The organism is Streptomyces africanus (assembly GCF_030816955.1).
GTDB classification, from domain to species: domain Bacteria; phylum Actinomycetota; class Actinomycetes; order Streptomycetales; family Streptomycetaceae; genus Streptomyces; species Streptomyces africanus.
The window spans coordinates 5,790,075-5,805,311 of the sequence record NZ_JAUSYP010000001.1 but is presented as its reverse complement, the minus strand read 5'-3'; the positions used below and the strand labels follow the sequence as shown (position 1 = coordinate 5,805,311).

Annotated in this window: 11 protein-coding genes and 1 pseudogene; 2 read left to right on the top strand and 10 right to left on the bottom strand. The window is 71.9% G+C overall.

Going from position 1 to position 15,237, the window contains the following annotated elements; translation table 11 throughout:
* Positions 1 to 85 precede the first annotated feature (85 nt).
* Together QF034_RS27070 and QF034_RS27065 are read left to right on the top strand one after the other, a co-directional pair.
* On the top strand, positions 86 to 1,633 hold the full coding sequence (locus QF034_RS27070) for an alpha/beta hydrolase (RefSeq protein ID WP_307177382.1): 1,548 nt from the start codon (positions 86 to 88) through the stop codon (positions 1,631 to 1,633).
* Positions 1,634 to 1,769: 136 nt separating this feature from the next.
* Positions 1,770 to 3,239 (top strand): alpha/beta hydrolase, encoded by a 1,470-nt coding sequence (locus QF034_RS27065; RefSeq protein ID WP_307177381.1) that lies wholly within the window; start codon positions 1,770 to 1,772, stop codon positions 3,237 to 3,239.
* A 92-nt stretch (positions 3,240 to 3,331) separates the two neighbouring features.
* Here QF034_RS27065 and moeZ read toward each other — a convergent pair whose 3' ends face one another.
* From moeZ to QF034_RS41575, 10 genes and pseudogenes are all read right to left on the bottom strand, one after another.
* Positions 3,332 to 4,510, bottom strand: a complete 1,179-nt coding sequence (moeZ, locus tag QF034_RS27060) for an adenylyltransferase/sulfurtransferase MoeZ (RefSeq protein ID WP_020269791.1) — start codon at positions 4,508 to 4,510, stop codon at positions 3,332 to 3,334.
* Between the two features lie 63 nt (positions 4,511 to 4,573).
* Positions 4,574 to 5,332 carry a spherulation-specific family 4 protein gene (locus tag QF034_RS27055; RefSeq protein WP_307177380.1) on the bottom strand — a complete coding sequence of 253 codons (759 nt, stop codon included), beginning with the start codon at positions 5,330 to 5,332 and terminating at the stop codon, positions 4,574 to 4,576.
* Positions 5,320 to 6,279 (bottom strand): NAD-dependent epimerase/dehydratase family protein, encoded by a 960-nt coding sequence (locus QF034_RS27050; RefSeq protein WP_307177379.1) that lies wholly within the window; start codon positions 6,277 to 6,279, stop codon positions 5,320 to 5,322. The genes QF034_RS27055 and QF034_RS27050 overlap by 13 nt, the downstream gene beginning before the upstream one ends.
* Before the next feature lie 130 nt (positions 6,280 to 6,409).
* Positions 6,410 to 7,651: a hypothetical protein gene (locus tag QF034_RS27045; RefSeq protein WP_307177378.1), complete on the bottom strand. Its 1,242-nt coding sequence runs from the start codon at positions 7,649 to 7,651 to the stop codon at positions 6,410 to 6,412.
* The gene (locus tag QF034_RS27040; RefSeq protein ID WP_307177377.1) at positions 7,648 to 9,408 is read right to left on the bottom strand and encodes a DUF3492 domain-containing protein; all 1,761 of its coding nucleotides are present in this window, start codon (positions 9,406 to 9,408) and stop codon (positions 7,648 to 7,650) included. Before QF034_RS27040 ends, QF034_RS27045 begins: the two co-directional genes overlap by 4 nt.
* Before the next feature lie 189 nt (positions 9,409 to 9,597).
* A complete protein-coding gene (locus QF034_RS27035) occupies positions 9,598 to 11,205 on the bottom strand; it encodes a dipeptide ABC transporter ATP-binding protein (protein ID WP_307177376.1) in 1,608 nt (535 codons plus the stop codon).
* Positions 11,202 to 12,200, bottom strand: a complete 999-nt coding sequence (locus QF034_RS27030) for an ABC transporter permease (RefSeq protein WP_307177375.1) — start codon at positions 12,198 to 12,200, stop codon at positions 11,202 to 11,204. The genes QF034_RS27035 and QF034_RS27030 overlap by 4 nt, the downstream gene beginning before the upstream one ends.
* Positions 12,197 to 13,207 (bottom strand): ABC transporter permease, encoded by a 1,011-nt coding sequence (locus QF034_RS27025; protein WP_307177374.1) that lies wholly within the window; start codon positions 13,205 to 13,207, stop codon positions 12,197 to 12,199. The genes QF034_RS27030 and QF034_RS27025 overlap by 4 nt, the downstream gene beginning before the upstream one ends.
* A 4-nt stretch (positions 13,208 to 13,211) precedes the next feature.
* Positions 13,212 to 14,931 (bottom strand): annotated as a pseudogene (locus tag QF034_RS27020) (ABC transporter substrate-binding protein).
* Between the two features lie 179 nt (positions 14,932 to 15,110).
* Positions 15,111 to 15,203: an Ms4533A family Cys-rich leader peptide gene (locus QF034_RS41575; RefSeq protein WP_370880854.1), complete on the bottom strand. Its 93-nt coding sequence runs from the start codon at positions 15,201 to 15,203 to the stop codon at positions 15,111 to 15,113.
* Positions 15,204 to 15,237: the final 34 nt, after the last annotated feature.

Genomic DNA, 15,237 nt, shown 5'->3' with positions numbered 1-15,237 from the left:
GCACCACCGAAGCACCACCCGCCCCTCTTACCTCGTACGGCACGCGTCCCGCGCGGGCGGCCCCCCGCCGCCGCAGGATGGAACCATGCCAACCCTCCTCCGGCTGCGCGCCGCCGCACTGACCGCCACCGCCGTGCTGCTGTCCGCCGGGCTGGCGGGCTGCGGTGACGACGGTGCCAAGGACGAGGACCTGACGCAGCAGGAGCTGAGCTGGAAGGACTGCCCGGCCCCGTCCGATGCCCAGGGAGGAGGCGCCGTGCCCTCGCCGCTGCCGGGCGGCGACGAGTGGCAGTGCGCCACCATGAAGGCCCCGCTGGACTGGGACGACCCCAAGGGCGACACGATCGGCCTGGAACTCATCCGGGCCAGGAGCAGCGGCGACAAGAGCGCCCGCATCGGCTCGCTCATCTTCAACTTCGGCGGCCCCGGCGGCTCGGGCGTCACCTCTCTGCCGTCCTTCGCGGAGGACTACGGCACCCTGCGCACCCGCTACGACCTGGTCAGCTTCGACCCCCGCGGAGTCGGCCGCAGCGCCCCCGTGATCTGTGAGAACGACCAGCAGCTCGACGCGTACTTCCAGCAGGACGCCACGCCCGACGACCCCGCCGAACGCACCGAACTCCTCGACAGCACCAAGGAGTTCAACGACGCCTGCGAGCAGAACTCCGAGAAGATCCTGCCGCACGTGGGCACCACCGACGCGGCCCGCGACCTGGACCTGATGCGCCAGGTCCTGGGCGACGGGAAACTGCACTACTTCGGCATCTCCTACGGCACCGAACTCGGCGGCGTCTACGCCCACCTGTTCCCCGAGCGGGTCGGCCGCGCCGTGTTCGACGCCGTCGTCGATCCCACGCAGAACGCCGAACAGGGCTCGCTCGGGCAGACCAAGGGCTTCCAGCTCGCGCTGGGCAACTTCGCCGAGGACTGCGTGTCGAAGGCGGAGGAGTGCCCTCTCGGCGACAGCGCGCAGGACGTGAAGGACCGTATCGCCGGACTGCTGAAGGACCTCGACCGCGCACCGATCCCGGGTGTCTTCCCGCGCCAGCTGACCCAGACCGCGGCGACCAGCGGCATCCTCCAGGCGCTGTACTCGAAGGACTTCTGGGAGTACCTCACCGAGGGCCTGCAACAGGCGTACGACGGCGACGGCAGCATCCTGATGCTGCTGTCCGACACGATGAACGGGCGCGAGGAGAACGGTGAGTACAGCAACTTCTCCGCCGCCAACATCGCCATCAACTGCGCGGACGACAAAGCTCGCTACGACACCGCCTTCGTGGAGCGGAAACGGCCCGAGTTCCGGGCGGCCTCCGACCTGTTCGGCGACTTCCTGGCCTGGGGCATGATCAGTTGCACCGACTGGGCCGTGCCGGGCGCCGCCGACCATCCGGACGTGAGCGCGCCGGGTTCGGCGCCGATCCTGGTCGTCGGCAACACCGGCGACCCGGCCACCCCGTACGAGGGCGCACGGAAGATGGTGGAGGCGCTGGGCAAGGGCGTCGGGGTCGAGCTGACGTACCGGGGACAGGGGCACGGCGCCTATGACAGCAAGAACAAGTGCGTGCAGGGCGCGGTGAACGGCTATCTGCTGGACGGAAAGGTGCCGCGGGCGGGGACCGTCTGCACCTGAGATCAGGCCCCGGCTTGACGAACGTGCAGGTCAGAAGGTTATCCACAGGCTGTCACGGCCGGTGCGCGATCTGCCTACCATGGCCTGACCGCCATCCGCGGCACGGTGCGGACGGCCTGCGAGGGGGGATGTGTTCATGACGCGTTTCGTACGGTGGACCGCTCTGGCGGTCGCCTCGGCACTGCTCGCCGCGGGATGCAGCGGCGGCTCGTCGGACGACGACAAGCGCGGGCTCTCGTGGGGACGCTGCAAGGCCACCGGCGAGGCTCCCGCGCCGAGCAGCGACTGGCAGTGCGCGACGCTGAAGGTGCCGCTGGACTGGTCGAAGCCGGACGGCGAGACGATCGGGCTGGCGCTGATCCGCGCCAAGGCCCGCGGCGACGACCGCGTGGGCTCGCTCCTGTTCAACTTCGGCGGTCCCGGTGCCTCGGGCGTGTCCATGATGCCCTCGTACGCCCCGACCGTCTCCTCGCTGGGCGAGCGGTACGACCTGGTGAGCTGGGACCCGCGCGGGGTCGGCGCCAGCGAGGGCGTGCGCTGCCGCGGCGACAAGGAGATCCAGGCGGCCGAGTCCGTGGACGTCACCCCGGACACACCCGCCGAGGAGAAGGCGTTCTTCCAGGACGCCGCCGACTTCGGCAAGGGCTGCCAGAAAGACGCCGGGAAGCTGATGGCGCACGTGTCGACCGCCGACTCGGCCCGCGACATGGACCGCATCCGGGAGGTCCTCGGCGACGAGAAGATGCACTACTTCGGCATCTCCTACGGCACCGAACTGGGCGGCACCTATGCGCATCTGTTCCCGAAGAACGTGGGGCGGATGACCCTGGACGCGGTCGTGGACCCCGGCGCCGACGCGGTGGGGCACGCCCGGAACCAGGCCAGGGGCTTCCAGCGCGCGCTGAACGGCTACCTGAAGTCCACGGGCCAGGACCCGGCGGAGGGCTCGCGGAAGATCGCGGACCTGCTGCGGCGGATCGACGCCCGGCCCCTGCCGGCGGGCACGCCCGGGCGGAAGCTGACGCAGACGCTCGCGGTCACCGGCATCATCCTGCCGCTGTACAGCAGGGACAGCTGGCCCACGCTGACCAGCGCCCTCGACGCGGCCGAACGGGGAGACGGCTCGGAGCTGCTGACCCTCGCCGACCGCTACAACGAACGGGACCCGTCGGGACGCTACGGCACGACGACCCACGCCCAACGAGTCATATCGTGCCTGGACGACAGGCAGCGGCCGACCGCGGCGACCACCAGGAAGCTGCTGCCTCAGTTCGAGAAGATCTCGCCGGTCTTCGGGACGTTCCTCGGCTGGGACACGGCCGGCTGGTGCCACGACTGGCCGGTGCCCGGACAGCACGACACCCCGGAGGTGAGCGCCCCCGGCGCGGCACCGGTCCTGGTGGTGGGCAACACCGGCGACCCGGCCACCCCGTACGAGGGCGCCCGGAGGATGGCCGACGAGCTGGGCAAGGGCGTCGGAGTGATGCTCACCTGGCGGGGCGAGGGACATGGCGCGTACGGCAGTGGCAGCGACTGTGTCGACTCCACGGTGGACGCGTATCTGCTGGACGGTTCGGTGCCGAAGGACGGCAAGGTCTGCTCATGACGACGGCGGGGGCTCCGGGCACCCGTGGTGCGCGAAGCCCCCGCCGTTCGCGAAGGGAGGCCGGATACGGCTCGGTATGCCGGCGCGTCCGGTCAGTACACCGGCTTGTCCGGCTCGATCTGGTTGACCCAGCCGATCACGCCGCCGCCGACGTGGACCGCGTCCGAGAAGCCCGCGGACTTCAGGACCGCGAGGACTTCCGCACTGCGGACACCCGTCTTGCAGTGCAGGACGATCTTCTTGTCCTGCGGGAGGCTCTCCAGGGCGGTGCCCATGAGGAACTCGTTCTTCGGGATCAGCCGGGCGCCCGGGATGGAGACGATCTCGTACTCGTTCGGCTCGCGGACGTCGATGATGTCGATGCTCTCGCCGTCGTCGATCCACTCCTTGAGCTGCTTGGGAGTGATCGTGGAGTCGGCGGCCGCCGCCTGGGCCTCCTCGGACACGACGCCGCAGAAGGCCTCGTAGTCGATGAGCTCGGTGACGGTCGGGTTCTCGCCGCAGACCGCGCAGTCCGGGTCCTTGCGGACCTTGACCTGGCGGTACTGCATCTCCAGGGCGTCGTAGATCATCAGCCGGCCGACCAGCGGCTCACCGATGCCGGCGAGCAGCTTGATGGCCTCGTTGACCTGGATGGAGCCGATGGACGCGCACAGCACGCCCAGGACGCCGCCCTCGGCGCAGGAGGGGACCATGCCGGGGGGCGGGGGCTCCGGGTACAGGCAGCGGTAGCAGGGGCCGTGCTCGGACCAGAAGACGGAGGCCTGGCCGTCGAAGCGGTAGATCGACCCCCACACGTACGGCTTGTTGAGCAGCACGCAGGCGTCGTTGACCAGGTAGCGGGTCGCGAAGTTGTCCGTGCCGTCGACGATCAGGTCGTACTGGCTGAAGATCTCCATCACGTTGTCGGCCTCGAGCCGCTCCTCGTGAAGGATCACGTTCACGTACGGGTTGATGCCCTTGACGCTGTCACGGGCGGACTCCGCCTTGGGGCGGCCGATGTCGGCCTGGCTGTGGATGATCTGGCGCTGCAGGTTCGACTCGTCGACCTCGTCGAACTCCACGATGCCGAGGGTCCCGACGCCCGCGGCGGCCAGGTACATCAGCGCCGGCGAGCCCAGGCCGCCGGCGCCCACACACAGCACCTTGGCGTTCTTCAGCCGCTTCTGCCCGTCCATCCCGACGTCGGGGATGATCAGGTGGCGGGAGTACCTGCGGACCTCGTCTACGGTGAGCTCGGAAGCCGGCTCGACCAGGGGTGGCAGCGACACGGGGACTCCGTTGGTCGGTCAATCACTACGGTTGTTCTCCCCGTAACAGTGCCATGCGCTTTTTCATTCCGAGACACCTGTTCCGACCAGCGAGACGATGTCGTCCCAGTAGCCGGGCATGGTCTCCCAGGGATCGGTGCGGCCGCCGTGATCGGTGTGGTCGGTGTGGTCGGTGAACCAGATCGTCGAGGCGCCCTGTCGGCGGGCGATGCGCAGCGCCTCCTCCAGGTGCGGGCGGGGCACTCCGTGGACAAAGTGGCAGAAGCGCTCGGGCGGATGGTCGGTGGTCCACTCGGCCACCTGGGACCAGCGGTAGTCGCTCCACGGGCCGGAGAAGGTGACCAGCTGGTCGGCGAGCTGGGCGTAGGCCGGGTGCGGGTGGATGCCGTGGTCGAGGACGATGTGGGCCTCGTCACGGATCACGCGGAGCGTGGCGACCGTGCGGCGCACCTCGGGCAGCCCGGCGTGGTCCGCCGGGCAGCGGTCCAGGAGGAAGCCGTCGACCTGGTACCAGTCGACGAACCGGTGGGCGTCGGAGATCAGCTCCCCGAAGTTCCGGGTGCCGTACCGGGTGTCGAGACGGCCGAGGACGCGGATGCCCGCGTTGCGCAGGCGGCCGGCGGCCTCCAGGCAGTGCGGGTCGGGGCGGGTGCCGGGACCGTCGGCCACGTTGAGCACCACCCAGTGCAGCGGGGTGCCGGGGCGGGTGAGTTCGCCCCACTCGGTGGGGGCGAGGAGGGGGTGCGCGTAGCCGGGGACGCCGACGCCGGAGCGGAGTTCCGTGCCGGAGGTGCGTGGCCGGGTGCTGGTCAGATGCGGCATGCCGCCTCCATCCAGATGTCGGCGAGGGACTCCTCGAGTCCGATCCGGGGGCGCCAGCCGAGCCGGTCGCGGGCGGTGCGCACATCGGCCTGCTGCCAGCTGCCGCAGCCGTCCGGGTACGGGTACGCGACCGGAGGGGCGTGGTCCGGGTCGGGGCGGGGGTGGCCGATGGCCGAGCGCAGGGCACCGGGAGGGCCGTCGAGTTCGTGGAGGGCGCCGCCGTATCCGGCCACGCGGGCGAGGACCGCGGCGGCGTCGCGCAGGCGGACGGCGCGTCCCGAGCCGATGTTGATGACACCCTGCGCGGCGGAGAGCGAGGCGGCGTGCACGGCCCGGGCCACGTCCCGGACGTCGACGAAGTCGCGCTGCGCGCCGAGGCCGCCGAGTTTCAGCTCGCCGTCGCCGGACTGCATGGCGCGGCGCATGGCCTCGGCGAGCCGGCCCAGCGGGGAGCCGGCCGGGGTGCCGGGCCCGGCCGGTGAGAAGACGCGCAGGACGACGGCGTCCAGGCCGGAGCCGAGGACGAGTTCGGTGGCGGCGAGTTTGCTGACGCCGTACGGGCCGCCGGGCCGGGGGACGGCGTCCTCCGCCGTGGAGGAGCCGGGCTGGCTGGGTCCGTATTCGGCGCTGCACCCGATCTGCACCAGACGGGCACCGCAACCGCTGCGGCGCAAGGCCTCGCAGACGGTGGCCACGGCGACGGTGTTGTGGCGGGTGAGCTCGCGGGCACCGCCCCGGGTGGCGCCTGCGCAGTTGACGACGACGCCCGGGTGGACCGCGTCGAGGAAGCGGGTGAGGGCGCCGGGGCTGCCGGACGCGAGGTCGAAGCGGACGTCGGCGTCGTCGCCCCGGCCGAGGGCGGTGAGCTGCACGGCCGGGTCGGCGAGCAGGCGGTCGGCGACGAAGCGGCCGATGTAGCCGTTGGCTCCGATCAGCAGGACTCTCATCGCGCGGCTCCCGGGACGGTCGGGGCTGCTGGGCGGGTGGTCATGCGGGTTCTCCTTGAGACGGGGAGGGAGTCGGAAGGGAGGGATCTGCGGGTGCTGCCGGCGCCGGCGGGGCCCGTGGCAGCGGCGGTCACCGGGAGGGTTCCGGCGGTGCGTGGGCCGAAGCCCTGGTCAGCTTGCGGGTCGCGTGGACCAGGAGGGCCAGGGCCGCCACGCCGCAGGCCAGCGCGGGGACGGTGCCGGCGCCCCAGGTGGTGACGAGGGTTTCGACGGGGGCGGCCACGAAGCCGCAACCGGGAAGACGGGAGGTGAAGACCGCGGCGAGGGCGGCCGCTTGGAGCGTGGCCGTGGCGGTGAGGACCACGGCCGGGGCGTAGGCGAAACCGTGGGCGGTGAGGAGACGGGCCAGGAAGAGGAGGGCGCCCAGGGTGAGGGTCTCGGCGTAAGGAGCGGGCTCGTCGAGGACTGCGGCGCAGACGGTGAGCAGGACCGCCAGGGCGCCCAGGAAGAGGGCGAAGATGCCGAGCAGGAGCGGTCGTACCGCGGCGGCGAAGTCCTCCAGGCCGCGGCTGGCCGCGAGCTTGCGGCGTGCACGCGCGGTGAAGAGGTGGGCGGTCCAGGCGGCGGGCGCGCAGGCCAGGGCGAGGGCCAGGACGGGGGCGGCGGTGAGGGGCCAGGGGCCGTCGGCCGCGCCGGTGGGCAGGCTGTCGGGGCCTCCGGCGACGGCGCCGTCGAGCAGCCCGTTGCCCAGGAGGGCGTAGGCGACGAGCCAGGTGGTCCAGGTCGTGGCTCTGCCGGGGGCTGTGCGGTCGGGTCTGCTCAGCGGGCCTCGGCGCAGGGCCGCGCGGAGGGCCAGGGCCACGGCGAGGGTGCCTGCTGCCGCGGCGAACAGGCGCGACTGGCCGTGGGTGAGGTGCACGGCGGCCACGGCGGCGGCGCACAGCGTGCCCGGCAGGAGCGTCAGCAGGGCCCAGTCGGCGCGGGCCCGTGGAGCGGCGGGTGCGGCGGACGGGGGTGCGTCCCCGCCCCGGGAGGCCCGCGCGTACATCTCCTCCGCGAGGGAGAAGACGTCCCGGTGGCGGAAGCGGGTGGCGGTCCGGTCGGTGATGCCGTGCGCCTCCAGGCCTGCCGCGATCTCCAGGGGGTCCACCGCTCGTTCGCACAGCTCCCGGTGACGGTGCATCAGCGCCTTCACGGGGTCGGCGGCACCGCGGCGCGGGGCGGCGGGCTCGCGGTCGGCGGCCGTCTCCGGGGCGGGTGGGGACGTGGTCGCGGGGCTCGGCGCCTGCTCCGGGCGGGCGGCCCCCCGCGCCCCGGGTGCTCCCGGGCCGGCCGGGGTCTCCGGGCGGCCCAGTTCGCCCAAGCCGCTCATCGTGCTCCCTCCGGGGCGGTGGCGGGGACGGGAGTGGTGGCGCGTACGGGTCTGGCCGTCGCCCAGCCGGGTCCGCCGCGGACGACGAGGCTGGGTGACGGGGCGGCCCAGCGGATCGGGACGTGGTCCTCGGCGGGTACCGCGAAGGGCAGCGGCGCTCCCGCTTCGTCGAGGACCACACGGCGGATCGGGGCGCGCGAGACGATCTCCAGGTAAATGCCGTGAAATGCCTCGATGTTCTGCTCGACCGTGAACAGTTCGAGGGCACGGGCGCGGGCGGCGGCACCCAGGCGCGCACGGCGTGCGGGGTCGCGCAGCAGCGCCACGCACGCCTCGGCGAGCGCCCGCGGGTTGCGCGGCGGTACGACGAGCCCGGTGCCGCCGATGACCTCCACGACCGCGCCGACGTCGGTCGACACGGTCACGCGTCCGCAGAGCATGGCCTCGACGAGGCTGATCGGGAAGCCCTCGACGACGCTGGAGAGGACGGTCACGGCGCCCGAGGCGTAGGCATCGGCGACGGCCGGGAGTTCGGGCCCGCCGATCTCCTCGAAGGAGACCGGGTTGTCGCCGGTGGCGTGCGGGCCGTCGGCTTCGTCGGGGAAGAGCTGGGCGGCCAGGGTCCGGCAGTGGCCGAGGTAGGCCGTGCCCTCGGCACCGGCGGGCGCTCCGACGATGCGCAGGCGGGTCTTCGGCTGCCGCTTGCGGATCTCCGCGAAGGCGTGCAGCAGCGAGACCAGGTCCTTGGCGGGCTCGACGCGTCCGACCCAGACGAGGGTGTCCGGGTCGGCGCACTCGGGGGATTCGCCGACCTCGGCGAAGGGCCGGGCGTCCATGCCGGGGTAGACCGTGCGGAGCTTCTCGCGGTCGGCGCCGCAGCGCTCCTGCCAGCGGCGGGCGTGCGTGTTGCCGGCCGTGACGATCTCGGCCCGGCCGTAGGCCTCGGCCGCGAGCCGGCCGTGGAAGGCCGCCAGCAGGGACCGTACGGCGGGTGCGGCGTCCGGGGCGGTGAGGTAGTGGCTGCGCAGACGCACGCCGTACTCGGTGACCAGCAGGGGGACGCCGGTGAAGTGGCGGGCGAGCAGGCCCGGCAGGGCGGCCGGGCCGCCGGACGCGGCGTGGCAGAGGTCGACCGCGCCGAGTCCGTCGTCCTCGTACCAGTCGAGGGAAAGGGGGCGCAGGGCGCGTTCCAGGTGTGCGGCCACGGCGAGCAGATCCGGTACGCGGGCCTCGCGCGCCGTGCGGTGGGCGCCGGGCGCACGACAGGCGCGTTCCAGTGTGCGCACGGCGGTCTCGGAGCGGAGGGCTCCCACCAGGCCGCCGGTCTCGCGGGCGAGTTCGGCGAGCCCGTACAGAGCGTTGGCGAAACGGTCCGCCTCTGGACTCGACACACCCTCGGAAGGCCCGTTGGCGGCGCCCGACGTTCCCGCGGAAGACCCCTTGGAGATGGCCGGCGCACCCCCGGACGCCCCGCTCAGCACGGCCGCCAGTTCGCCGAAGCACTCGGTGAACCGCCGGCGCGCGCGGCGGCCCAGGACCACCTCGTCGTCCTCGGCCGTCCACATCGGTGCGGTGCGCACCCTGCGGACGTTGGGCGGCAGCGGGCTCCAGCCCTCGTCCTCCTGGTGCCGGCTGCGGCTGAGCGCGTAGACGTCGAACTCGTGCTGTCCGAGCCCGCGCACCAGCCGGTCGCACCAGAGCCTGGCGTCACCGCTCACGTACGGATAGCCACCCTCCGTAAGCAGTCCGATGCGCACGAGTGCACCCCCGATCTCCCGTATCAGGAGCCGCCGTTGTCCGGCGGCTCGCAGCGGGACGAACGTATGCGGACAAGGCGGTGGCGCGACGGACGGTTGTCCGTCGCGCCACCAAAAGGGGTGAACGGTCGTAACTTTCCCGTGCGGATCGCGTTCCGTCGCGCTAGGAGATCAACCGGACACGGATCGTCATGCTGCGGCCAACTCCCGCCGCTCGGCCCGGCGTAGCGCGGCGGCCTCCGGGTCGAGCGCCGGTACGGCGGCCAGCAGCTGCCTGGTGTACGGGTCCTGCGGCGCCCCGTACACCTCGTCGACGGGCCCTTCCTCGACGATCCTGCCCTGCCGCATCACCGCGACCCGGTCGCTGACCTGCCGTACGACGGCCAGGTCGTGCGCGACGAAGACCAGTGCGAGGCCGAGTTCGCGTTGCAGCTCGCCCAGCAGGGCGACCACGTGCGCCTGGGTGGTGACGTCGAGGGCCGACACCGGCTCGTCGCAGACGATGACGCGTGGGTCGGCCGCGAGCGCCCGGGCGATCCCGACGCGTTGGCGCTGCCCGCCGCTGAACTCGTGCGGGTAGCGATCGTAGTGGGCACCTTCGAGCCCCACGCGCTCCAGCAGTTCCGCCACGCGCGCCTGGATGCGCCCCTCGTCCCGCTCACCCCGCGCGCGCAGCGGGTCGGCAATGGACTCGCCCACGCTGCGGCGGGGGTTGAGGGAGGAGACGGGGTCCTGGAAGACCATCTGCACGGCCGGGTTCACGCCGGTGTGCGGGCGGCCTTCGTACCGGACCTCCCCCGCCGTCGGTTCCAGCAGCCCGACGAGCATCCGCCCCAGGGTGGTCTTGCCGCTGCCGCTCTCGCCGACGATGCCGAGGGTCTCGCCGCGGTGCAGGGTCAGCGACACGTCCCGCACGGCCGTGAACGCCCGCTTCCCCCGCCCGAACTCGCGCCGAAGGCCGGTGGCCTCCAGGACGGCCTCCTCCAGGACGGCCTCCTGTGGGGCCGTCGAGCCGGCCGTCGGCGCGTCCAGCCGCGGGACCGCGGCCAGCAGCTCCCGGGTGTACGGCTGGGCCGGTGCGCCCAGCACGCGGGACACCGGGCCGCGCTCGACCGCCCGCCCGTGCCGCATCACCAGCACCTCGTCGACGCTCTCGGCGGCGACCCCCACGTCGTGCGTGACGAGCAGCAGGCCCATGCCCGTCTCCTCGCGCAGCGTGTGCAGCAGGTCGAGGACCTGGGCCTGGACGGTGACGTCGAGGGCGGTCGTCGGCTCGTCGGCGATCAGCAGACGGGGTTCGCAGGCCAGTGCCATGGCGATCAGGGCGCGCTGGCGCATGCCGCCGCTGAACTCGTGCGGCCGGGAACGCGACCGCCGGGCCGCGTCCGCGATGCCCACCCGGTCGAGGACCTCCACCGCACGCGCGCGTGCCGCCCGCCGGGACACACGCGCGTGGACGCGGTACACCTCGGCGATCTGGTCCCCGATCGCGTAGTACGGATCGAGGGAGGACAGCGGATCCTGGAACACCATCGCGGCCTGCCCGCCGCGCAGCCGCCGCAGTTCCTCGTCGGAGGCCCGCTGTACGTCGGTGCCGGCCACCCGGACCGAGCCCCCGACCCGCGCTCCCGTGCCGTGGTGCAGGCCGAGCAATGCGGACGCCACGGTCGACTTGCCGGAGCCGGACTCGCCGACGAGGGCCAGGGCGGCGCCCTGTTCCAGCCGGAAGGAGAGGCCGTCGACGGCCCGCAGCTCGCCGAAGTCCACGGAGAGGCCGGTCACTTCGACCAGGCTCATGTCAGCACCACCCGTCGGTCGGCCACCGCGTACAGCACGTCCGCGACGGCGTTGGCGAGGACCACGAAGAACCCGATGACCAGGACCATGCCGACCACGACCGGCAGGTCGACCACATTGACGGCATGGACGAGTTCCTGTCCGATGCCGGGCAGGCCGAACAGCGTCTCGGTGAGCACCGCGCCGCCGATCGCGGAGCCGACGTTGTTGGCGTTGAGCGCGATGACCGGCGCGAACGCCCCGCGCAGCGCGTGCCGCCCGACGATCGACCGTTCGCCGACGCCGTACGCGCGGAAGGTGCGGATGTGGTCCTCGGCCAGGGTCTCCAGCATCGAGGCCCGGGTCAGCCGGGCGAACGCGGCGGCCTCGATGAGGGCCAGCGACAGCCAGGGAAGCAGCAGGTTCCACGCCCACTGCTCGGGGTCGTCGGTGAGCGCGACGTACTGCGGGAAGGGCAGCAGCCGCAGTTCCCCGCAGACGACGATCACCAGCACCAGCCCGATCACGAAGACCGGGGTGGCCGTGCCGGCGAGGGTGACGCCGGTCAGCACCCGCTCGGAGAACCGGCCGCGCCGCCAGGCGGAGAGCACACCGGTCCCGACGCCGAGGAGCAGCCAGAGCACCATCGCGCCCGACACCAGGGACAGACTGACCGGCAGCTTCGTCCAGATCAGCTGCGTGACCTGCTGGTCGCTCTGGTACGACAGGCCGAAGCAGGGCGCGGAGCAGTGCTGCACGGACGTACCCGTCGAGTAGTCCTGGCCGGCGACGAGGCCCTGGAGGAAGTGCCAGTACCGCAGGAACAGCGGGTCGTCCAGGTTCAGTTGCCGGGCGACCTGGTGCACCTGTTCCGGTGAGCAGCGCGGGCCGCAGGTGATCTGGGCGACGTTGCCGGGGGTCACGTAGAAGACGACGTAGACGATCACCGAGATGGCGAGCAGCGTGACCACGGCGCCGACGGCCCGGCGCAGCACGAACCCGGGGAATCCGCTCATGCCGCGCCTCCTTCGGTGGTCTTCGACTCCCTCTTCCGCCCCGTCCCGATCCGCAGCCGTGAGGCCGCGCGCGGGTCGAGCGCGGTGCGGACACCGTCACCGAGGACGGTGAGCGCCAGCACGGTGACGAACAGCGCGCCCGCGGGCAGCAGCAGATACTGCGGGGCGGCCTGGTACCAGACGTCGGCGGCGGTGAGCATCTGCCCCCAGGAGGGCGTCGGCGGCTTCACCCCGACACCGAGGAAGGACAGCGCGGCCTCGACGGTGATGTTCGTCGGTACGAGCAGCGCGGCGTACGTGATGACGGGCGCGGCGATACCGGGCAGGAGTTCGCGGCGGGCGATGCTCCAGGTGCCCCAGCCGCTGAGCCGGGCGGCGGAGACGTGATCGAGTTCCTTGAGGGTGAGCGTCTGCGCGCGCACGATCCGGGCGATGTTGCCCCAGCCGATCAGGCCGACGACGAGCGCGACGAGCACGGGCCGCGGAAAGCTCGACGGCACGATCGCGAGCAGCGCCAACGACATGATCATGAGCGGCATGGCAACGATGATGTCCGTGAACCGGCTCAACAGTTGATCAACCCAGCGCTTCCCGAGCGCGGCGGCGACGCCCAGGGTGACCCCGATGGTGACCTGCACGACGGTCGCGGCCAGGGCGACGCCCAGGGACACGCGTGCGCCGTACACGAGCCGCGCGAACAGGTCCCGGCCGGTCTGCGGTTCGACGCCGAACCAATGGTCGGCGCTCGCTCCCCCGAGGGACCCGATGGGCACGCCTCCGCGCGCGGAGTCCACCAGGGAGGGGTGGTAGGTGGTCGGGTCCTGGCCCTCGACGGCGGTGAGCAGCGGCGCGGCGAGCGCGACCAGGACGAGCAGCGCGACGACTGAGGCCGCGACGAGGGCGGCTCGCTGCGTGCGCAGCCGCCGCCAGAACTGACGGGCCCCCGAGGCGGCCGGGACGGAGGTGTCCGTCACGGCCGCCTCGGCGGCGAGAAGTGCCTCGCTCACGACGTCACTTCACCGCGACCTGCGAGATGTCCAGCACCCCGGTCCAGTCGCTGATCACGATGTTCTTCACGTCCTCGCCGTACAGGCGCTTGTAGACGGGGTGGAACAGCGGGACGGTCAGGGCCTTCTCGCCGATCTTCTTGTCCAGTGCACCCCACCTCTTGGCGGCCTGGTCAAGATCCGTCAACTTGTTGATCGCGTCAATCTCGGCATTGACCGACTTGTCGTTCAGCAGGCCCGTGTTGAAGTTCGCACCGTCCTTGACGATCTGGCGGCCGTCGAAGATCGGGGCGAGGAACGGACCGCCGGAGGGCCAGTCGGCGCCCCAGTGGGCGAGGAAGAAGCCCGGCTCGGTCTTCACGTCGTGGATCTTGTCGGAGTAGTCGTTCTCCTCCAGACCCTGGAGCTTGACCGTGATGCCGGCCTTCTTCAGCGCGTCCTGGACGGCGGTCGCGATCTCCGGGCTGGTCTCGAAGTCCTTGGCGTTGGAGTGCGTCAGCGTGACGGTGAGCCCGTTCGGGTGGCCGGCCTCCTTCAGCAGCTGCCTGGCCTTGGCCGGGTCGCCGCTCTTGCTCGCCGGGAAGAAGGTCGTACGGCGTGTACCCGAAGGACTTCTGGTCCGGCAGGAACGTGGTGGCGGGCTCGGCCAGCGCGGACCCGCCCGCGGCGTTGACCACGGACGACCGGTCGATGGCGTACGAGATCGCCTGCCGCACCTTGACGTCGTTGAACGGCTTGACGGCCGGGTTGAACGCGAGGTAGTTGGTGTAGCCGAAGTGCCCGGTGCCGACGCGGGAGGCGAGGTCCTTGTCGCCGGTGACCTTGGCCAGCTCGGCAGGGCCCAGGTTGGTGTCCGTGGTGACGGCGGCGGCGTCCGCTCCCCGGGACGCGGACAGCCGCTGGTTGATCACGGACGAGTCGAGCCCGGACCGTACGTCGATCCTGTCCGGGTAGGCCTTGCGTTCGGCGTCGGTCGAGGCGGACCAGTGGGTGTTGCGCTCCAGGACCAGCCGCTCACCGTCGTTCTCGTTCCGCACCACCCGGTACGGCCCGGACGAGACCGGGTGCTCCTCGTACTTCGTGCCCGTGTCCTTGCTCTTCGGGACGGGCGTGAACTGCGTCTGTGTGGCGAGGTACGGGAACTCGCCCTCGGGCTTGTTCAGGTGGAAGACGATGGTCCGCTCGTCCGGCGTCTCGATCGCGTCGAGGCCCTTCTTGTCCTTGTACGGACCCTGGTAGCCGGCGGCCCCGACCAGCCAGTCCCGCAGGTAGGGGGCGCCGCCGGAGAGCTCGGGGGCGAAGGAGCGCTCGATGCCGTACTTGATGTCGGCCGAGGTGATCGGCGTGCCGTCCTCGTACGTGAGCCCCTTCTTCAGGGTGTACGTCCACACCGTCGCGCCCTTGCTGGGGCGCCCGGTGTCGGTGGCGAGGTCGGGGACGACCTCGGTGCCGGCGGCGCCGTTCTCGCGGTTGCGGGTGGTGAGCGTGCGGAAGACCAGGGACGGGACGTTGCCGCCGCCTGAGGTGTACAGACGCGCCGGGTCGAAGTCCTGCTGGGCGTCGGCGTTCAGGACGGTGAGGGTGCCGCCCTTGTGGGGCGTGGAGTCGCCGCCGGCGCCCTTGGCATCGTTGTCCTTCGGGCCGCAGGCGGCGGCACCCGCGGCCAGGACCAGGCTGACGGATGCCGCGGCCACGCGGCGCGCTGTGACGGACGGTTGGCGCATCGGAATGACGACCTCTCGGATGACGTCTCGGATCGCGAGACGAAGTGACGAAGGGTGAGACGAAGCTGAACACACGTCTGCCCGGCGCCGGGTCGTCGAAGAAACCGTGACAGGGTCACTGAGAACGTGACGGGCTCACGGAGAAGGGGAGAGTTCGCGACGCGCGCCTGGGGCGGGCGTCAGCAACAGTGGATGTCGGCCACGCAGAGCGAGGTCACACCGATGAGCGCCAGCTCGATGGCGGCGCGAACGGAGGCGTGACGGGACGACATGCCCAGAAATATGAACGAACTTTCCGAGCATGTC